This window comes from Alteromonas sp. CH_MED4-4 (assembly GCF_037029575.1).
Lineage (GTDB): Bacteria > Pseudomonadota > Gammaproteobacteria > Enterobacterales > Alteromonadaceae > Alteromonas > Alteromonas macleodii.
In genome coordinates this window covers 50,161-68,718 of sequence record NZ_JAYMEU010000018.1, presented here as the reverse complement: position 1 = coordinate 68,718, position 18,558 = coordinate 50,161, and the positions used below count along the sequence as shown (strand labels likewise).

The 18,558-nt window shown below is 43.4% G+C and carries 18 protein-coding genes and 5 tRNA genes; 12 read left to right on the top strand and 11 right to left on the bottom strand.

What is annotated here, in order from left to right; genetic code table 11:
- Together WA381_RS13470 and WA381_RS13465 are read right to left on the bottom strand one after the other, a co-directional pair.
- Positions 1-73: transfer RNA gene (locus WA381_RS13470), tRNA-Val, on the bottom strand.
- 37 nt (positions 74-110) lie between these two features.
- Positions 111-186, bottom strand: a tRNA-Val gene (locus tag WA381_RS13465).
- Between the two features lie 888 nt (positions 187-1,074).
- On the opposite strand from WA381_RS13465, the gene gltX reads away from it, so the two are divergent.
- The 8 genes from gltX to dusC all read left to right on the top strand — a co-directional run bounded on the left by gltX (position 1,075) and on the right by dusC (position 6,004).
- Entirely contained in the window at positions 1,075-2,484 is a 1,410-nt protein-coding gene (gene gltX / locus WA381_RS13460; protein WP_014948924.1) for a glutamate--tRNA ligase, read from the top strand.
- An 85-nt stretch (positions 2,485-2,569) separates the two neighbouring features.
- A tRNA-Ala gene (locus tag WA381_RS13455) sits at positions 2,570-2,645 on the top strand.
- 92 nt (positions 2,646-2,737) lie between these two features.
- Positions 2,738-2,813: transfer RNA gene (locus WA381_RS13450), tRNA-Glu, on the top strand.
- Positions 2,814-2,969: 156 nt separating this feature from the next.
- A tRNA-Glu gene (locus WA381_RS13445) sits at positions 2,970-3,045 on the top strand.
- Between the two features lie 364 nt (positions 3,046-3,409).
- Entirely contained in the window at positions 3,410-4,324 is a 915-nt protein-coding gene (locus tag WA381_RS13440) for a M14 family metallopeptidase (protein ID WP_061485316.1), read from the top strand.
- A 51-nt stretch (positions 4,325-4,375) separates the two neighbouring features.
- Positions 4,376-4,597 (top strand): hypothetical protein, encoded by a 222-nt coding sequence (locus tag WA381_RS13435; RefSeq protein WP_014948926.1) that lies wholly within the window; start codon positions 4,376-4,378, stop codon positions 4,595-4,597.
- Positions 4,594-4,764, top strand: a complete 171-nt coding sequence (locus tag WA381_RS13430; RefSeq protein WP_081106071.1) for a DUF1289 domain-containing protein — start codon at positions 4,594-4,596, stop codon at positions 4,762-4,764. Before WA381_RS13435 ends, WA381_RS13430 begins: the two co-directional genes overlap by 4 nt.
- Positions 4,765-5,065: 301 nt before the next feature.
- Complete coding sequence (dusC, locus tag WA381_RS13425) at positions 5,066-6,004, top strand: tRNA dihydrouridine(16) synthase DusC (RefSeq protein ID WP_061485318.1); 939 nt, start codon at positions 5,066-5,068, stop codon at positions 6,002-6,004.
- A gap of 29 nt (positions 6,005-6,033) precedes the next feature.
- Here dusC and WA381_RS13420 read toward each other — a convergent pair whose 3' ends face one another.
- The 3 genes from WA381_RS13420 to WA381_RS13410 all read right to left on the bottom strand — a co-directional run bounded on the left by WA381_RS13420 (position 6,034) and on the right by WA381_RS13410 (position 8,223).
- The gene (locus tag WA381_RS13420) at positions 6,034-7,008 is read right to left on the bottom strand and encodes a transposase (RefSeq protein ID WP_156086158.1); all 975 of its coding nucleotides are present in this window, start codon (positions 7,006-7,008) and stop codon (positions 6,034-6,036) included.
- Positions 7,009-7,337: 329 nt separating this feature from the next.
- The gene (locus WA381_RS13415) at positions 7,338-7,520 is read right to left on the bottom strand and encodes a hypothetical protein (RefSeq protein WP_156086159.1); all 183 of its coding nucleotides are present in this window, start codon (positions 7,518-7,520) and stop codon (positions 7,338-7,340) included.
- A 46-nt stretch (positions 7,521-7,566) separates the two neighbouring features.
- Complete coding sequence (locus tag WA381_RS13410) at positions 7,567-8,223, bottom strand: arylesterase (protein WP_156086160.1); 657 nt, start codon at positions 8,221-8,223, stop codon at positions 7,567-7,569.
- A 16-nt stretch (positions 8,224-8,239) separates the two neighbouring features.
- On the opposite strand from WA381_RS13410, the gene WA381_RS13405 reads away from it, so the two are divergent.
- Both WA381_RS13405 and WA381_RS13400 read left to right on the top strand, forming a co-directional pair.
- The gene (locus WA381_RS13405; RefSeq protein ID WP_039225748.1) at positions 8,240-8,938 is read left to right on the top strand and encodes an ABC transporter ATP-binding protein; all 699 of its coding nucleotides are present in this window, start codon (positions 8,240-8,242) and stop codon (positions 8,936-8,938) included.
- Complete coding sequence (locus WA381_RS13400; protein WP_156086161.1) at positions 8,939-11,461, top strand: ABC transporter permease; 2,523 nt, start codon at positions 8,939-8,941, stop codon at positions 11,459-11,461.
- Between the two features lie 335 nt (positions 11,462-11,796).
- Here the strand turns inward: WA381_RS13400 and WA381_RS13395 are convergent, their stop codons facing one another.
- Complete coding sequence (locus WA381_RS13395; protein ID WP_156086162.1) at positions 11,797-12,693, bottom strand: TIGR01777 family oxidoreductase; 897 nt, start codon at positions 12,691-12,693, stop codon at positions 11,797-11,799.
- 23 nt (positions 12,694-12,716) lie between these two features.
- On the bottom strand, positions 12,717-13,085 hold the full coding sequence (gene folX, locus WA381_RS13390; RefSeq protein ID WP_012517852.1) for a dihydroneopterin triphosphate 2'-epimerase: 369 nt from the start codon (positions 13,083-13,085) through the stop codon (positions 12,717-12,719).
- A gap of 73 nt (positions 13,086-13,158) precedes the next feature.
- On the opposite strand from folX, the gene WA381_RS13385 reads away from it, so the two are divergent.
- Positions 13,159-14,199 carry an AI-2E family transporter gene (locus WA381_RS13385; protein WP_014948934.1) on the top strand — a complete coding sequence of 347 codons (1,041 nt, stop codon included), beginning with the start codon at positions 13,159-13,161 and terminating at the stop codon, positions 14,197-14,199.
- 204 nt (positions 14,200-14,403) lie between these two features.
- Here WA381_RS13385 and WA381_RS13380 read toward each other — a convergent pair whose 3' ends face one another.
- The 3 genes from WA381_RS13380 to WA381_RS13370 are packed head-to-tail and all read right to left on the bottom strand — an operon-like array spanning position 14,404 to position 16,677.
- On the bottom strand, positions 14,404-15,735 hold the full coding sequence (locus WA381_RS13380; protein WP_156086163.1) for an ATP-binding protein: 1,332 nt from the start codon (positions 15,733-15,735) through the stop codon (positions 14,404-14,406).
- Positions 15,732-16,406 (bottom strand): response regulator transcription factor, encoded by a 675-nt coding sequence (locus WA381_RS13375; RefSeq protein ID WP_014948936.1) that lies wholly within the window; start codon positions 16,404-16,406, stop codon positions 15,732-15,734. Before WA381_RS13375 ends, WA381_RS13380 begins: the two co-directional genes overlap by 4 nt.
- 1 nt (position 16,407) lies before the next feature.
- Complete coding sequence (locus WA381_RS13370; protein ID WP_014948937.1) at positions 16,408-16,677, bottom strand: PepSY domain-containing protein; 270 nt, start codon at positions 16,675-16,677, stop codon at positions 16,408-16,410.
- 631 nt (positions 16,678-17,308) lie between these two features.
- Between WA381_RS13370 and WA381_RS13365 the strand changes: the two genes are divergently transcribed.
- The gene (locus WA381_RS13365; protein ID WP_156086164.1) at positions 17,309-17,773 is read left to right on the top strand and encodes a pyridoxamine 5'-phosphate oxidase family protein; all 465 of its coding nucleotides are present in this window, start codon (positions 17,309-17,311) and stop codon (positions 17,771-17,773) included.
- Between the two features lie 484 nt (positions 17,774-18,257).
- Here WA381_RS13365 and WA381_RS13360 read toward each other — a convergent pair whose 3' ends face one another.
- Positions 18,258-18,557, bottom strand: a complete 300-nt coding sequence (locus WA381_RS13360) for a YciI family protein (RefSeq protein ID WP_014978829.1) — start codon at positions 18,555-18,557, stop codon at positions 18,258-18,260.
- Position 18,558 lies beyond the last annotated feature (1 nt).

Sequence of the window (18,558 nt, the reverse complement as noted above, 5' to 3'; positions counted from 1 at the left end):
TGGACGCTACTGGGCTTGAACCAGTGACCCTCGCCTTGTAAGGGCGATGCTCTCCCAACTGAGCTAAGCGTCCATATTTTTGATTTCACTATTTAACCACGGTGAAGAAGTGGTGGACGCTACTGGGCTTGAACCAGTGACCCTCGCCTTGTAAGGGCGATGCTCTCCCAACTGAGCTAAGCGTCCATATTTCTTTAAAGCTTGCCTAAGCAAGTGGGGCGGTATTATAGAGTCGGTTCCGTTAGTGTCAACAATAAAATTAAAGAAAAATGACTGTGTGCCCGAATTTTAGACACTCTGGCTGCATCTTAACTAAATTGATGAAAAGAACAGCGTTTTTAATCGCGTTTTGAATTTATTGATAGACAAAAACTGCAGCGTGGGTTTACACGAAAAAGCTGGAGCTTGGGTGGACAGACACTCGCTTCTTACTAAGAGTTGAAATAGAGGTTGGCTGGAATTGAAGTGGACAGTCACTTATTTACCACAAACATATAATTAAATTGGCCTCGAACAATGGGGCTTCGCACAATGGACACACACTCATTTTTTAAAAGAAGAAGTGGCAAACAAGGGCAAAGTGGACACCCACTTTTTTTTTCGTAGCTAAACGCTAGTAAACCTAACCAAATAAAAGTGGTGCTTACTTTATTCTTGAAATATCAATTGAATTACCAAGTGAACAGTCACTTATAAAACACGAAACGAAAAAAAAGGAGAGAAGGAGAAAGGACAGGCACTCACGTAAACCTGATAAAGTGCGTGCAGAATCTTTTTATTTAAAGTACCTGGTCTTTTCGGACACCCACTTACTTTTTTGAAGCTATTATCGGTTCTGTCACTCTCTGATCATTGGACTTTTTTGAGTGTGTGTCCACTTCAGTAAGAAATGAATTTTGAAAAAGTGGGCTTCAACAATAAGTGTCTGTCCACTTTATAGCTCACTTTCTTCGTACCATCTAAACTACTTCAAGAGATTTCTTTTTCCTTCTATTCTTATCTTACTTTTGAAGTCGCGCTTACACTGGTAGAATGCGCCCAACTTTAGAAATACATTAACAATAGAGAGTGACCATGTCGGTTGTTACACGATTTGCACCCAGCCCAACAGGCTATCTTCACGTTGGCGGCGCACGAACTGCGCTTTATTCTTGGCTTCTTGCTAAAAGCAAAGGCGGCGAGTTTGTTCTTCGTATTGAAGATACAGATATCGAGCGTTCAACTGAAGAAGCAAAGCAGGCCATTCTAGACGGAATGCAATGGTTAGGTTTAACGTGGGATACGGGGCCAATCTATCAGACTGAGCGGTTCGATAGATATAAAGAACTTATTCAGCAGCTTTTGGATGAAGGTAAAGCGTATAAATGCTTTATGAGCTCTGAAGAGTTAGATGCGATTCGTGAAGCGCAAAAAGAACGTGGTGAGAAGCCTCGCTACCCTGGTACGTGGAGAGACAGAACGGATCACCCAGAAGGTCAGCCTTTTGTTATCCGCTTCAAAAACCCTCTAGAAGGCAAAGTGGTAATTAATGATCACGTGCGTGGAAAAATCGAGATTAGCAATACTGAGCTAGACGATCTTATTATTCAGCGCTCTGACGGTACCCCTACATATAACTTCTGTGTAGTTGTTGATGATTGGGATATGGGTATTACTCACGTAGTTCGTGGTGAAGACCATATTAATAACACGCCACGTCAAATCAATATTCTTGAAGCGCTTGGTGCACCTGTTCCAGAATATGCTCACGTTTCTATGATTTTGGGTGATGACGGCAAGAAGTTATCTAAGCGTCATGGCGCTGTAAGCGTGATGCAATATCGCGATGATGGTTTCCTACCGCAAGCTGTGCTTAATTACCTTGTTAGGTTGGGGTGGTCTCACGGCGACCAAGAAATTTTCTCAGTTGATGAAATGATTGAGAAATTCAGCTTAGATGCCATTGGGCAATCTGCATCGGCATTTAACACAGAAAAGCTAATTTGGTTGAATCAACACTACATTAAGACATTACCAGCCAGTGAAGTAGCTTCACATGCTAAATGGCACTTTGAAGAGTTGAATGTTGATTTAACGACAGGCCCAGCGCTCGAATCTATTATCGCTATTCAGGCCGATAGAGTAAAAACGCTTAAAGAATTAGCTGAGATTTCTACGTACTTTTATCAAGACTATGAAGATTTTGATGCGAACGCAGCGAAAAAACACCTTCGTCCAGTCGCTCGCGGCCCATTAGAGCTTGCTAAAGATAAATTAATGGCAATTGAAGAGTGGAACCCGGAAAATATTCAGGCTGCTATAAACAGTACAGCCGAAGAATTGGAAGTAGGCATGGGGAAAGTAGGTATGCCGCTGCGTGTAGCTGTGACAGGTGGCGGTAATTCACCGTCATTAGATATCACGTTGAATCTTATCTCAAAAGAGAAAATTGGCGAGAGAATCGACAAAGCGCTTACTTTTATAGCAAACAGAGAAAATTCATAAAAAAAGCGTTGACATGACAGGGGGGGATGCCTAGAATGCGCCCCGCTGTCACGGAACAGTCACACAAAATGACTGGTACCATGATGGGGCCATAGCTCAGCTGGGAGAGCGCCTGCATGGCATGCAGGAGGTCGGCGGTTCGATCCCGCCTGGCTCCACCAAGTCACATTGAGATGTGGTTTGATATAGGCTGAAGTTGTTAACGCAGCTTCGGACTGAAAATTCGAAAAATTAGTTTCGAAGAAAGAATTCAGTCCCCTTCGTCTAGAGGCCTAGGACACCGCCCTTTCACGGCGGTAACAGGGGTTCGAATCCCCTAGGGGACGCCATTTTATCGCGTCACAGTCGATTAAAACTGTGAAATAGGCTGGAGTTGATTAATCAACTTCTGACTGAAAGTTTCGGTAAGGTAAGGTCGCTCAGTTCGCTGACTCACTTTTCCTAACTGAAATCTCGAAAGCAGTGCTTTCGAAAGAAAATTTTCAGTCCCCTTCGTCTAGAGGCCTAGGACACCGCCCTTTCACGGCGGTAACAGGGGTTCGAATCCCCTAGGGGACGCCATATCGAAAAAACCAGCCATTCGGCTGGTTTTTTTGTTTCTGGCTTAAAACTTTGTGGACAGAAAACTTTATGGACAGACACTGCAATTAAATCTGCAAGCAAATAGATGCAAAGCCATCTTACGAAAGCTTCAGTGGACATACACTCTTCTTTCCCTCTTTAAACCATCTACCTAGACATACACCGATCATTTTCATCGGAATTTGCAATTCTTACAAAAGAGGCGTCAACACCTTCGCGCAAGTACTTTTCAGAGGTTCAATGCGTAAAGAACTCATGTCACAACCCTTTAAGAAACTTTTGTGTGATAGATACGTGAGCTTGTTGAACTGTTATGATCTAAAAAATACAAAAGAGGTGTTATATGCAGAATTATCCAATTGGAACTCCAGGTGAGCCGTGGCGCGAAGAAGAAAAAGCCCAATGGAAAGCACAGCAGACTGTGAAAAGAAGTTATCAGGAAGAAGTACTTAATAAACTCTTCAACATTATCCCTGAAGGCTTTGAGTTAAAGCAGTATGGCGCACTTCCTTACGATACAGCGCGTTACCCACTATATGCTGTAATTCCCAAGAATTTTGACGCTGAAAAGCCGTCTGCACTCGTTACAGGCGGTGTTCACGGCTACGAAACCAGTGGTGTGCAAGGAGCGCTTCAATTTATTGAAACAAAGTTGGCTCAGTACGCGGAGCAAGTAAATATAGTTGTGGTGCCATGTGTAAGTCCCTGGGGATACGAGTCGATAAATCGATGGAACCCAATGGCATTAGATCCGAACCGCTCGTTTTACAGTGATTCTCCTGCACCAGAGTCTGCTCAGCTTATGCAATTAGTATCTGACTTAGCGTTATCTCTCACGCTTCATATTGATTTGCATGAAACGACAGACACGGACAATAGTGAGTTTAGACCAGCACTGGCTGCGCGGGATGGGGTGACACATGATAACTGGAACATTCCAGATGGTTTCTATACGGTTGCTAATACTCCAAGCCCCCAAATAGAGTTTCAAAAAGCAGTTATTGAGGCTGTGAAAAAAGTAACGCATATCGCACCTGCCGATGAAAACGGAAAGATTATAGGTGCGGATGTGGTGAGTGAAGGTGTAATTTGCTATGACAAGAAGTCGTTGTATCTTTGTGGAGGTATGACAGATGCTAAGTACGTCACAACCACAGAAGTCTATCCCGATAGCGATAATGCGACACCCGAGAATTGCAATGATGCTCAGGTGGCCGCAATTTGCGCTGCACTCGACTATTTAAATTTAGACGCTTGAACGTTTAGACGTCTAGATGTATATTTGGGCCTCTTTTCTAGGAGGCTCTTTGTGTTTACTTATTCTGCGGTTATTTACGACGGTAAAAAGCAAAATTTAGTGAGGTATGACTGTGGGACAGACACTGAGTTTTCCTCATATCTTGAATCGCGCTTTGGTTGTCATGTTTGTTTGTGGTCCAATAAAGAGCTATCAGAAACTACAATGGCAGCTATAGCAGCTTCGCGAGTACAGAGTAAAAAAGACGGTCTGGATAAAACAGAAGCTTTATGAACTTAATTTCCCCATGTGTAGCCTTGTGCAAATTAACCGAAGAAGACATTTGCATTGGGTGTAAACGTACGATTGAAGAAATCATTAATTGGCGGACATACACCGATAATCAAAAGAAGGCCGTATTTACTCGCCTTGAAAATTTAGAAAATGAAGCCGCTACCTAGTCAAGGCTTCGTAAATAGGCTAAATGCGGATTTCTATCAGGAACTTTCTACGTATGGACAGACACACAAGCTTTTCTATTCGTATAAAATTAGAAGCCAGCATCACTCCCACATGAATTAAAGTGTCTAGCGGACAGACACTTACTAAATTTAAATAGCTGCAATTCAAATCCACCTTAAATGCACCTTAAATAGACAGTCACAGAAGTTGAAAAACTAAGCATCAAAGCCTGGCTGATATAAGTGCTTTTTGCTAAACTCCCGCGCCGATTTTATGTTCTATTAAACTGAGATTTTTGCAATGAAAGTAATGCTTGCCCCTATGGAGGGCGTTGTTGATCACTTAATGAGAGATATGCTCACTCGCGTAGGTGGTTTCGATCAGTGCGTTACTGAATTTGTAAGAGTTGTCGATCAAAAATTACCAAAGAAAACGTTTTATAGACTTTGTCCTGAGCTTCATAATGGTGGCAAAACTCCGGCAGGTGTGCCTGTCCGAGTTCAATTATTAGGACAACATCCACAGTGGCTTGCAGAGAATGCACAAACAGCGATAGAGCTGGGTTCTCCTGGTGTTGACCTAAATTTTGGTTGCCCTGCTAAAACAGTTAATAAGAGTAAGGGCGGGGCGGTGTTGTTGAAAGAGACCCAAACCCTTTACGACATTGTGAAAGCTGTAAGGGACGCTGTTCCAGCAGAAATTCCAGTTTCAGCCAAAATCAGACTAGGTTTTGAAGACAAGTCTTTAGCTATCGAGAATGCTATAGCTATCACTGAAGCGGGCGCATCTGAGCTCGTTGTTCATGCGCGGACCAAAACGGAGGGATATAAACCACCGGCTTATTGGGACTGGATAGCGAAGATAAAGCAACACACCGACATTCCACTTGTTGCAAATGGTGAAATTTGGAACGCTGAAGACGCTAAGCGTTGTCAGAGCCAATCAGAGTGTACCAACCTGATGATAGGACGAGGTGCATTGGCAATGCCTAATCTGGCGCTGAGTATTAAAGAGGGCGTAGCACCTATGCCATGGTCTGAACTGGCTGCGTTGCTTATTCAGTACTCTGGCTATGAAATTTTTGGTGACAAGGGCAAATATTACCCCAATCGAATTAAGCAATGGTGCGGCTACCTGAAAAGACAATACCCTGAAGCGGAAGTTCTGTTCAACGACATAAGGCGTCTTACAAAATCTCAGGACATTGTTGATGTGCTTGCACGCCAAGCCGATATTTAACCAAGCATCTTTTCAATGGCGATTGAGGTTCAAGACAAATACCTTTGAGCATTTGCAACGTTTGGACGACATGTTCTTTGGCAGCATATGGCGAAATTCTCCATCATCTCTGGGCAACCGACTGGCCCAGTAAAAAGTGTTTCAAAATTACTGGTTACTAGCTGCCAGTTCTCTTTTGTCATTCCAAGCTTACTTAGCAAGCGGTTAGGAAGCTTTGGGACTTTGCAGGTATCGTTATTATTCTCCGCATTCATCGTATCAGTAATAAGTTGTAAATAGTCGGTAAATGCGAAGGGCAACGGCACGGTGTTCTTGTAGTGACTATCGCTAAAAGGCATCAAAAACCTAGGCGTTTTATTCGAGCGTTTGGCATTCAAGCGATATTGGATACTAGTATGGTGAGAGTTGCCTAGTGTCGTTGCTATTTTTGCTCGAATGGGATTTAAATCGACGTAAGCCATTACACTGGCCAGTGCTTTCTCATCGAGTATAGCTTGTGACTTGAACCTTCTTTCCCAGAAATAGCCTTTACATTCATCTTCTTTATTTGCTCTTCGAGCGATGTATTCATTGAGCATACGCATAAACCAACTAATGCTTTGAAGTCGCTCTCGATATAGAATAGATAGTGATTTTAATTCTGCTAGCTCATCTAACGTTACAGAATCAAAGTTTTCTAAATATCGCTGCACTACGGGCGGGCATTTATAGAACATCCTCCACCGAAGCAAGACCTCATCCATCGTCCAGCCTTCAGCTCTGCCTTTTGCTATATGCAATACCACATGAATGTGATTGTGCATAACAGCGTATGCGCACAAGTCGATGGCAAAAGCCTGCGATAGCTTATGGAGCCTATCTTGAATCCACTTCCTTCTATGCTCGTAGTTAATACCAGTGCGAGCATCGCGACCACAAAGGTAAGATTGTCTCACGCAGCGAGAAATACAGTGGTAATAAGGCGTGACATCGGTGTTTATCTGTTTGTAACGAGGTAAAGGCATATCCGTATCCCATAGTTATTTATTAGCATTATGAGATTTACGGCGTCAATTTTAAGTGGTCTTTGGGACAGTTTTAGGGAAGGTTATTTTTCATGAGTGCTCTTCGATCAAATCTCAGAACTGGCAATCGTGGACAGACACTCGAACTTCATAACGGATAGACGTCAATCGTTAAGTCATTTGACTCAAAAGAAAAAGGACAGACACCCTTATTCACCGGGTGTCTGTCCTTTCGAACTCCCTTGTTGCAAAAACGCCTTTACTAGCTAGAGGACTAAGCAAAAATACAAACGAGTGTCTGTCCCTAACAACTTAATTTAAAGAACAAGTTATACAAACACATCAACTCTAGAACCCACACGCCCATCGTTAGTGCTTGAGGTCTGCTGTGCGCTCTGAGGCTGAGTCTCGCGACTTTCTTGCACATTACGGGGCTCAACCTGTTGCGTAGGTCGCTGTGGCGATTCTAAGACAGTGGAAACAGGAGACGAATTAACGGAAGAAACGTCCATAAACAAACCTCGTATTTAAAAAAATCACCTAGTAAGATTAGCACAATTATTGAGCATCGAGAATTAAACTTCTTAAGTGTCTGTCCATAAAATTAGCGATCAAAGGCTGTGCCTCAGCATTGGGATGAATACCATCGTTTTGCATTAAGTCCTTATTTAGCGCTATTTCTTCAAGGAAAAAAGGGATTTTTTGCACGTCCTGAGCTTCCGCTACTTTATTGAAGTTTTGAGTAAACATCTGCGTGTAGCGTTTGCCGTAATTAGAAGGAATTTGCATTTCTTGCAGAAACACGACGGCGTTACTTTCCTTTGCAACACTTACCAGCGAATCTAAATTATCTCTAATCTTACCGATATTATGGCCCTGAAGGCCGTCATTACCGCCAAGTTCAATCAATACATGGGTAGGGTTGTGTTGCTCTAATAAACGGGGAAATCGCGCCAAACCACCGTCAGTGGTCTCTCCGCTTACCGCAGCATTTACAATATCAATCGGAATGTTGTCGTCTTGCCACATCTTTTGTAACAAACTGACCCAACCCTCATGTTGCTGTAATCCATAAGCCGCAGATAAACTGTCACCTAAGACAAGTAAAACCGCATTTTCGCTTGTGTCGCTCTGCTCGGCTTGATCTGATAGCGCTTGAAAGGGTATTAAAAGAATAAGTAAAAAAGCGAACAAATAACGAAATTTAACAAACACGAATTGATGACCTCTTATGATAAAAGCTAATGCTGTAACCAAAGTAGTGGATACGAGTGAAGGTTCACTGCAGATCCTTCGCCCTATTTCTTTTGAAGTCAAGTCTGGTGAGTCCGTTGCCATTATTGGCGCGTCAGGCTCGGGTAAGTCAACCCTTTTGGGCTTGTTAGCAGGGCTTGACCAAGTTACAGAAGGGGAAATTTTCTTAGATGGTGAAGCACTTCACAGCATGAATGAAGAAGAGCGCGCAATTTTAAGAGGAAATAAAGTAGGCTTCATTTTCCAAAGCTTTATGTTAGTTCAAAGCTTAACAGCTTTGGAAAACGTGATGCTACCGGCAGAAATTGCAGGGCTTGATAACCCAAAGGCACTAGCTTTGGATATTCTAGAGCAAGTCGGATTGAAACATCGCGCACATCACTTCCCTAATCAGTTGTCGGGGGGCGAGCAGCAGCGCGTTGCCATAGCGCGAGCATTTATTACCTCTCCCAAAATACTTTTCGCCGATGAGCCCACCGGCAATCTAGACGCCAAAAATAGTGAAAAAATCGAAGCGCTGTTGTTCGAGATGAATAGAGAAAAAGGCACAACTCTCGTACTTGTAACTCATGATAATGAGCTTGCGGAACATTGTGACAGGCAACTCACGATGAATGCTGGTGAATTAGTTGAAACAACTGGCGCGAACACAATGAATAAGAAAGAGGCGGTTTAGATGTCGACGTCTTTTAATTTAGCTTGGCGGCTTTTCAAGCATGAGGCTAGACGTGGTGAACTGACCATCATATTGCTGGCCATTGTGCTTTCTGTGGCAGCCGTATTGTCGTTGTCACTTTTTAGCGAGCGTTTACAGGGAGCACTAAAGTCTCGGTCTGCGGCTTTCATTGCAGCAGATGCTCAACTTCGCTCAGACGATCCTATAAACGAAGAGTGGCTGGCTAGAGCCCAAGAAGAGGGCCTTGAGACGGCAAAGCAGGTGGCAACACGCTCAATGGTATTTAAAGGCGAGGAGATGTCGCTTGTTGATTTACGCGCCGTGAATGACGCTTATCCACTGAAAGGGAGAGTCAATATTACCGACCAGCCTTTTGGAGAAAAACGCAATACTGCAGAATTACCTCAGTCTGGGGAAGCATGGGTACAGTCTCGGCTTTTTCAGAGCTTGGGGCTTTCTATTGGCGATAGTATCGAAATTGGTGATGGAACTTTCACCGTCACCCATGTGTTGGTAGATATTCCCGATGCTGGCTTTAGCGTGTTTAATACTGACCCTATTGCGCTGATTAACTTAGATGATTTGGACAAAACTGCGATTACTGGGCCAGGGAGTCGCGCTCGTTATGTGGGCTTCTTTGCCGGTGATGCGGGTGATATAGAAAACTTCAATACTTGGTTATTGCCCCAATTAAATGACGATTTACACTCGTGGCGAACAGTCGAAGATGACGAGTCAGCGATAGGGCGTTCTGTCGCAAGTGCTGAGCGCTATTTTCTGTTAGCGAGTTTGTTAGCAATAGTATTAGCGGCCGTTTCCATTGCCGTTGCTGCTCAGCGTTATGCTCAACGTCACTTTGACCCTGTGGCAATAATGAAGACCTTGGGAGCAACAAGCAGCACCATTCGGAAAGTCTATTTGTTCCAGATTTTATTCATTACTGGGCTTGGTATATTTATTGGCCTCGTAATTGGTTTTATCGGTCAGCAAGTTGTGGTTTCAATTGTAGCGGACAGGGTGGATGTATCTCTTGACGTGTGGCATTGGCGGCCGCTTTTAATCGCCGTTGCTACAGGCGCTACGTGTGCATTGCTTTTTTCCTTATATCCGCTTTTGCAGCTTTTTTCAGTTCCCCCGCTTCGCGTATTAAGAAAGGACATATCGGCGAATTTACGTTCCAGAAGCATTCAGTTCGTGGCTTCCGGTGGTGCAATATTCTTACTGATGTGGATGTATAGCCGAGATTTAAAAATTAGCGCAATTCTTTTCGTTTCTGGCGCTGCGCTGGTTCTTGGACTGCTTGGCGCTACGTACATCTTGATTGCTGTGGGACGCAAGTTGGGCAGTGGAAGGATGGGGGCGTGGCAGTTGGCATGGGCACGTATTAAGCGACGTGCAATGGACAATAGCGTGCAGCTTATTAGCTTCTCCGTCACCATTATGTTGCTTTTAGTGGTGCTGGTAATGCGTAACGATATGGTTTCGCAATGGCGCTCGCAATTGCCCGAAGGTACACCGAATTACTTCTTAATTAACATTACGCCGGATATTCAACCCGAGTTGGACAGACACTTCGCTGACGAAGGCGTAAAAATTGAAGAGTTTTACCCTGTTATTCGAGGCCGATTTGTTTCGGTAAATGGAGAAGGGGTAAACACCGAGGTTTCTAAAGAAGATGAGCCGAATCGAGAAGGCCGAAGGGGCTTAGGCAGAGAAGCAAACCTAACGTGGAGCAACACGCTTCAAAAAGAAAACGAGGTCATTGACGGGAACTGGCATGGCGATGAGGATAAACAATACAGCGAAGGATGGTTCCCGGTTTCCGTTGAAGAAGGCGTTGCAGAAAGGTTGAACATTAAAATGGGCGATCGGCTCACTTTTAATGTGGGAAGCGAGATTGTCGAAACGAAAGTAACGAGTATTCGTACTGTGAATTGGCAGACTATGCAGCCTAACTTTTTCTTCGTTATTCACCCCGAGGCAATGGCCGCATTTAGCCCAACTTATATTACTAGTTTCTACCTTCCTACCGAGAGAAAGGCAGAGTTAACAAACCTACTTAAACCGTTTGCATCAATAACTATGTTCGACGTTGATGCTCGAATTAATCAATTGCGAGAGATCGTTGATCAGGTGTCTGTTGCCGTTGAATTTATTTTGGTGCTGGTATTGTTAGCGGGCAGTCTGGTATTGATTGCACAAGTACAGGCGAGTATGGATGAACGCAGACAGGAAATAGCCATACTTCGGACGCTCGGTGCAAAGGGGGCGTTGATAAGAAAAAGTGTTATTTTTGAGTTTGTTATCATTGGTGTAGTAGCAGGCTTTATGGCAGCAATGGCCAATGAGTTGAGCCTTTATTTACTTCAAACCTCTGTATTCCAAATGGAAGCAAGCTTACACCCAGAATACTGGGCAATAGCGCCAAGCGTTGGCGCTATCGTTGTAGGCATATTAGGTGCGTTTGGATGCTGGCGTCTGCTTACACTTAATACCGGTCAGATGCTGCGGAACATGGTTTAGGTATTGTTGCGTTAGTTTAAAATGCGCTTTAATACAAAACGGACAGACACTCGGTTAAGTGCCGTTTAGATTAAGGGCAGTGTAAGGGTAGTGGACAGTCACTCAATTCAAATGAGTGTCTGTCCACAGTGTATTTCACAGCAAAGTTCGCTAATTATGAAAGAGTGATTTTCGCTAAGAGTTTGAGAAGTACTCTGGTTTGAAAGTAAATAGAAGTTTTTGAGGTCTGTGACTAAGCAGCATGCCTCGCGATAATGTTGTGCAATGAATGTGGACACACTTGCTTGGCAATTCAAGTGACTGTCCACAAGGCATAACGAATTTCAGTTATTCAACTAAGCGCTATATATATCACTTAGCGCCTCGTCGATAGAAGGGAATTCAAAACTGAAGCCGGCGGTAGTAAGCTTTTGAGGAATGACTCTTTGCCCCTCAAGTATCATCGTCGACGATTCGCCCATGGCTACTTTCATCACAAAGCCCGGGACATTGAACAGGCAAGGTCGGTTGAGTGATTTTGCGAGCGCTTTAGAGAACTCCTTGTTCGTCACTGGTTCTGGTGCCGTTAAATTAAATGCACCAGAACATGTACTATTCTCGAGCAAGAAGGAGATAGCACGCACCATATCTTGTAAGTGGATCCAGGCCAAATACTGACTACCACTCCCAAGTGTACCTCCGGCCCCCAATTTAAACGGTAGTGCCATTTTCCCTAACGCTCCGCCTTTTTCGGTGAGAACTACACCAGTTCGAAGCGTTACGACACGTGTCTTAGCTTGATCTACACTTTGGGCAATAGTCTCCCATTTAGCGCACAGTTCATGGGTGAACTCGTTATGAGGAGGAGTTTCTTCAGTTACAAGCTTGTCTCCTTGATTGCCGTAGTAACCAATCGCGGAGCCCGATAAGAAAACAGGCGGAGGCGCATCACAACTATTTATTTTTGAGACTAGCTCAGAAGTGATGTCCCAGCGGCTATTGCAAATTATTTTCTTTTGAGTGTCTGTCCAGCGCTTATCGGCGATAGGCTCACCAGCTAAATTAATTACTGCGTCGAAACTTTCAAAATTTTCTATCGAAGAAACGTTCTCGACGATTTTGACGTTATCCCCCAATTTGCTCTTTGCCTTTAAAGTGTCGCGAGAAATCACCGTGAATTCATGTTCTCGAGAATATTGACGAATAAATTCGCTTCCTATCAGCCCTGTTCCACCGGTCAAAAGAATGTTCACAATTAGCTCCTCGAGGTATGACCTTATCCTGTCTTATTGCAAGATAGTGTCAGTGACACGGAATCAGAAAATCTAAGGGCATGTGGCTTATCGACCTCAACCTCAGCGTAGCGCACCGAAGAATGTTCTGCGGCAATGCTTAGCACATCGGCGGTAAGTTTTTCCAGAAGAGAAAAACGGTTGTCTTCTACAAGCTTGATGATTGCCTTTGTAATCGTTTTATAGTTAAGCGCATCACTCATATCGTCGGTGTTCGTCGCTTTTTCAGCGTCGTAATCAATTTTCACGTTAACAACAACGTCCTGCTTGTTTTTTATTTCATCTTCATTGATGCCAATGTACGTGCGTAGTCTTAAGTTTTTAATTTTAATAGTGGCAAGATTAAAGTTCATTGAAGTCTCTTGTTTGTAGTTGTTTATAAGTCGTTGTAAAGTGTTGTCGTTTCAGTCAGGAATGTAGCACAAAATGTCAATGGAACTACGCTCGCCAACAGCAAAAATTCTAATTGTTCTAGCATGTTTAGTAGTGGTAATGGCTGGTATTAAAGCCGCCAGTACGATCATGGTACCGTTTTTTCTCTCTATTTTTATAGCGATCGCGTGTAGCCCAATAATACGTTGGACCTCGAAATTCGGCGTGCCTAAATGGCTCTCTATAACTTTTGTTATACTGCTTATCGTTGTTTTTGGTTTTCTTTTAGCTGGCTTAGTCGGCCAGTCTATGACCGAGTTTCGAGAAAATTTGCCAGAATATAGAAGTAAGCTTGATACAGAGTTTGCTTGGGTTGTGTCCAAATTGGCTGAATTTAATATTCACATCAATAGAGAGTTAATTGCTTCGCACCTTGATCCAGCAACGGCTATGTCAGTAGCAACAAATTTCATCAGCGGGATGGGCGGCGTACTTTCAAACCTATTCCTTATTCTTCTTACTGTCATATTCATGCTTTTTGAAGCAGACAGTATTCCACGCCGGTTGCATATTGCCCTTGCTGATCCTGGAATGAAACTAAAGCATATCGACAGATTTATTCGTTCTGTGAACAGTTACTTAGCGATAAAAACTGTGGTCAGTTTAGGGACAGGTTTAATTATTGGCATTTGGTTGTATGTGATGGGAGTAGATCATTTCATGCTTTGGGCTGTCCTGGCGTTCATGCTCAACTTTATTCCTAACATTGGATCTATCATTGCAGCTGTGCCAGCTGTACTCATCGCATTTGTTCAACTTGGCCCTGCCTCAGCAGGTTTCGCCGCACTTGGCTTTGTGCTTGTTAATACCATCATGGGAAATATGGTGGAACCGAGATTGATGGGTAAAGGCATGGGGCTCTCGACACTTGTGGTATTCCTTTCGCTAATATTTTGGGGGTGGCTGCTAGGCACCGTTGGAATGTTGCTATCAGTTCCGTTAACCATGGTGGTTAAAATAGCACTAGAGTCTCGCGAAGAGAGCAAGTGGCTTGCGGTGCTGTTATCGAGTGAAGGTGAGAAGTCTGCGTCGTAACTTAGTGGAAGTAGAAAGTGGACAGACACTCTATCGATTTAAAAAAATCTCTCATTGGTCCCTAGCTAAACAGTCAATTGAGAATGTGTCAGTCCCCCAAAAACTTTTGTGCAAGATTAAGTGTCTGTCCACTTTCATACTCGAGCAATTGAAAGCTCAAGGATTTAACGGTCATGCACAAACTTCGTTGTACTTTTTAAAACACTATTCGTGATTGGGAAATTGAATAACGATACGAGCGCCGCCAAGCGAACAGTCCTCGATGAGCATTCTACCTTCGTAGATTGAAACTAAATCGGCCGCCAACGCCATGCCTATTCCGTGGCCTTCTGTATAGGTATCAAGTCGAGTTCCTCGCTCTAACAAAAGCACCTTTTTGTCGTCAGGAATACCAGGGCCGTCGTCTTCTACTTTAATTGTTAGCCAACCAGCACGCTTCGACGCTGATACGATAATTCTATTGGTCGCTGCTTTGCATGCATTGTCTAGAAGGTTGCCACACAGTTCCATGAAGTCGGTCTCGTCTCCTTTAAACTGAGCATCCTCATCCAGTTCAAACTCAATAGTAAGGGCTTTATCTTGGTAGACCTTGTCCATTGCATCGGCAAGCTTGTGCAAAATGGGTAATATATAGATAGCTTGTTGCCAGCCAGATTTTCCAGCACTCGCTCTTTTCAGCTGGCGTTTAATGATTCGGTCAATTTGCTGTAATGCTTCGTTTACCTCAGTAGGTAAATCGCTAGTGCCCGATGCTACTGCCAAAGGCGTTTTCAAACTATGTGCTAAGTCTCCTAAACTGTTTTTATATCTCGCCCTTTGGGCGGCCTCAGTTTGAAGCAAACCATTAATGGATTGTTTTAAGGAATCGAATTCAACTGGATAGCGTGATTCTAACTGGCGTTTATGTCCACTTGAGGCTTGTGAAATTTCGTCAATTAACTTCCTAACAGGAAGAAGTACTAGGCTAATCCCGATAATAATAAAAATTAGGAGCGCTATACAGAGCGTGAAAATCCACTGCCACGTCGTGTCTAAGAACGTATTCCGCTCTGCTTCAAAAAGTGCTTTATTGTTAAATATATAAAACCGAACAGGCTCGAAGTCTCTACTTGAAGCAAATTCCGCAGTAAAGGCGTATACAAAAAACTCGGAATCTTTTTCAAACTTAGGTGTATGAGAATCCAAAAATAACTCGTTACCGACTGCAACGTCTATCTCAGGTGGTGCAAAGGTATATTCAAGAGCTGAGGCTGACTGCCAAATTACTTCGTCTCGAAACACAATCACGCCAAGATAACCTGATCCCGGAAGGTTTAACTGCTCTTCGTATAAAATTTCAGGCATATAGGGCAGGTCGCCATCTAACTCGAAAGCCGATAGCAGACCTAAGTTCATCAACCTAAGCTCACTCATCTTGGCTTGCGTAAGGCTATCAGTATATGCCTCATCTAAAATGACAACAGTAAAGGGCGCAAATAACGCTAGAAGAACAATCGCTAGAAAGATACTCCGAAGACGTAGCGACAATTGCCTCATAAACTTCTATTTATCCTATAGCCTCTACCTCTAAGGGTTTCGATTGGCTTTAACTCACCGGTCGGGTCCAGCTTTTTCCGCAGTCTTCCCACGAAAACCTCTATGACATTACTATCTAAATCGAAATCTTGGTCATAAATGTGCTCGGTTAGCTCTGTTTTTGAGATGACCTTTTGCGGGTTAAGCATAAGGTACTCCATGACTTTGTATTCGTAAGCTGTTAGATCCAGAGCTTGACCGTTTAACGATAGTTCTTCACTAACGGTATCCAGCGAGATAGGGCCGAACTGAATGGTTGGGTTCGCTTGTCCTGAAGCTCGTCGAATTAGTGCTTTTGTTCGAGCAAGTAACTCTTCGTTATGAAAGGGTTTGGTGAGGTAGTCATCGGCTCCGGCATCAAGGCCTTCCACTTTCTCTTGCCACCTATCTCTAGCAGTTAAAATGAGTATAGGGCAGGAAATATCAGCTTGACGAGCTTTTCGTATAACCTCAAATCCGTCTAGCTTTGGCATGCCGATGTCGACGATAGCCAGGTCATAGCTATATTCTTTAATGAGAAAAAGCGCGTGCTCACCATTATCTGCGAGGTCTACGCTATAGCCATTTTGCTGAAGGAGCGCATCAAGCTGGGTTAATAATCTGCTATCGTCTTCGGCTACGAGGATACGCATGTTAGTCCTTATCTTTATTTGTTTTTACCTTGCCTGAGCGCTTGTCTACATCTACTGATACTACTCGCCCTGACTTTTTAAGTACTTTTACCCGGTAGTTTTTTGAGGTCTGTTCAACTTTTAAGACGCGTCCATTTACAGCAACGCGAGCACGCTCAGCAGCTTCGCTTTTTGATATATCGCCGCCAGAGTCTTGAAACGCCAAAGCTGGCGCTGTGTTAGACAAAGCTAACACTAAACAAACTACTGCAACACGAAGCGATAATTTCATACAACCTCACAATTATTATCCCACTCAGGCCAAACTACAGATAAGTATAACTTGGTTAACTGAACCCATTCTGAACTAGGTTTAGTCTACCTTGCGGAGCAAAAGCTGTATATAAGCCTTAAGTAAATGGCATTTACGAAAGAGCAAATATTGTGGACAGACACTTAATTGCTAAGAGGCCGGAAGTCAAAATGAGAGTGTCTGTCCACAAGTCTATTTCTAAGCTTCAAAGTGACGCATATATTTAAGTGCTCTCGTTAGTAAATCATATTGAGTAATCTTTACTCCTACTTTGAAAAAGTGTCTGTCCACTTTGTTGATTGTTATTAAGGGGAACCAATGTTTATCGTGCAAACGAGTGACTGTCCTCGGTTTTTGTAAAATAGTTCACAACGCTCATTTGGATGTACGAGTGTGTGTCCAAAGCTGTACCTAACTGGCGTGTAGTGAAGAGCTTACGTTTCTCAATAACTCTTTTGGCAGCTGAGCGGGGAGATATTGACTTTTCTGGCATACCACGTGCGAGGAATAAGCTTCAGATGAATCAATAAAATGAAAATAAGGCGTTTAGTTCAACTGCTCAATTCAATAGTAACGTCGGACAGACACTTATTTTCAACAAGGAGGAGCTATGTCTAACGATATTAAGAAAACAATGTGGAAAGCAATGTCAGATAGTCCAAAAGTCATGGTAAGTCTGGTTGGTGAGGATATGCATGCCGAGCCTATGTACGCCCAACTTGATAAAGACGCTGATAGCGAGTTTTGGTTCTACACTAGTCGAGAAAACCGCATTGCTAAAGGTGGAAAAGCCATGGTTCATTTTGCATCCAAAGGTCATGATGTATTTGCTTGTATACGAGGCAACCTCACTGTTGAATCACGTAAAGAGGTGATTGATAAATACTGGTCTAATCCAGTAGAAGCATGGTTCGAGAAAGGTAAAGATGATCCTTCTTTATTAATGCTTCGCTTTGAACTTATAGATGCAGAAGTGTGGGATGCAGACCCTTCACTCAAAGGTATGTTTAAAATGCTTACTGGCAAAACGGTGAAGCCAGAAGAGATGGGTGAGCACGAAAAGGTCGACCTTTAAACGCAGCATCATGGGCCAATTTTATGACGAAGCTTTGAGGCGTTGGGGCACTTACTCAGAGGTGCGAGTGTCTGTCCACAAGGGATTGTTTAAAATGCTTACTGGTAAAACGGTAAAGCCAGAAGAGATGGGTGAACACGAAAAGGTCGATCTTTAAACGCAGTATTATGGGCCAATTTTATGACGAAGCTTTGAGGGGCTGGGACGCTTACTCACAGGAGCGAGTGTCTGTCCACAAGGGATTGTTTATTACGGTTGTTGGCTGATTATTAAGTGACTGTCCATTATCAACCAAAGGACGCTTGGCAAACAATTCCGAGTGTGTGTCCTCATTAGTCTAGCAAATGAGTGTCTGTCCACACTAGTTTAATAAATAAGTGTTAGCTTCATTACTGTTGAAGCAACGAAAAAGCCCCTAAAAACCAGATTAATCCGGTCTTAAGGGGCTTTCGTTATTTTTTACGCTACAGCGTTTAGCTAAAAACTAAGGCAAAACCTTTTTGTAAGGTTTAACTACAACACTATCGTAAACACCTGCTTCGATGTACGGGTCAGCGTCTGCCCATGCTTGAGCAGCTTCTAGTGAATCAAACTCTGCGACTACTAGCGAGCCGGTAAATCCGGCTGGGCCTGGGTCTGGGCTATCTACAGCAGGGAAGGGGCCTGCCATAACTAAACGGCCCGCATTTTTTAATGCATTCAAACGTTCAAGGTGAGCAGGTCGCGCCGCTAGGCGCTTTTCTAGACTGTCCGCCACATCGGTTGCACAAATCATGTATAGCATG

Bases quoted from the DNA above. Each gene is read 5' to 3' on its own strand.
- gltX (WP_014948924.1), top strand. From the start codon at position 1,075: ATGTCGGTTGTTACACGATTTGCACCCAGCCCAACAGGCTATCTTCAC.
- WA381_RS13440 (WP_061485316.1), top strand. From the start codon at position 3,410: ATGCAGAATTATCCAATTGGAACTCCAGGTGAGCCGTGGCGCGAAGAA.
- WA381_RS13430 (WP_081106071.1), top strand. From the start codon at position 4,594: ATGAACTTAATTTCCCCATGTGTAGCCTTGTGCAAATTAACCGAAGAA.
- dusC (WP_061485318.1), top strand. From the start codon at position 5,066: ATGAAAGTAATGCTTGCCCCTATGGAGGGCGTTGTTGATCACTTAATG.
- WA381_RS13420 (WP_156086158.1), bottom strand. From the start codon at position 7,008: ATGCCTTTACCTCGTTACAAACAGATAAACACCGATGTCACGCCTTAT.
- WA381_RS13415 (WP_156086159.1), bottom strand. From the start codon at position 7,520: ATGGACGTTTCTTCCGTTAATTCGTCTCCTGTTTCCACTGTCTTAGAA.
- WA381_RS13405 (WP_039225748.1), top strand. From the start codon at position 8,240: ATGATAAAAGCTAATGCTGTAACCAAAGTAGTGGATACGAGTGAAGGT.
- WA381_RS13400 (WP_156086161.1), top strand. From the start codon at position 8,939: ATGTCGACGTCTTTTAATTTAGCTTGGCGGCTTTTCAAGCATGAGGCT.
- folX (WP_012517852.1), bottom strand. From the start codon at position 13,085: ATGAACTTTAATCTTGCCACTATTAAAATTAAAAACTTAAGACTACGC.
- WA381_RS13385 (WP_014948934.1), top strand. From the start codon at position 13,159: ATGTCAATGGAACTACGCTCGCCAACAGCAAAAATTCTAATTGTTCTA.
- WA381_RS13380 (WP_156086163.1), bottom strand. From the start codon at position 15,735: ATGAGGCAATTGTCGCTACGTCTTCGGAGTATCTTTCTAGCGATTGTT.
- WA381_RS13375 (WP_014948936.1), bottom strand. From the start codon at position 16,406: ATGCGTATCCTCGTAGCCGAAGACGATAGCAGATTATTAACCCAGCTT.
- WA381_RS13370 (WP_014948937.1), bottom strand. From the start codon at position 16,677: ATGAAATTATCGCTTCGTGTTGCAGTAGTTTGTTTAGTGTTAGCTTTG.
- WA381_RS13365 (WP_156086164.1), top strand. From the start codon at position 17,309: ATGTCTAACGATATTAAGAAAACAATGTGGAAAGCAATGTCAGATAGT.
- WA381_RS13360 (WP_014978829.1), bottom strand. From the start codon at position 18,557: ATGCTATACATGATTTGTGCAACCGATGTGGCGGACAGTCTAGAAAAG.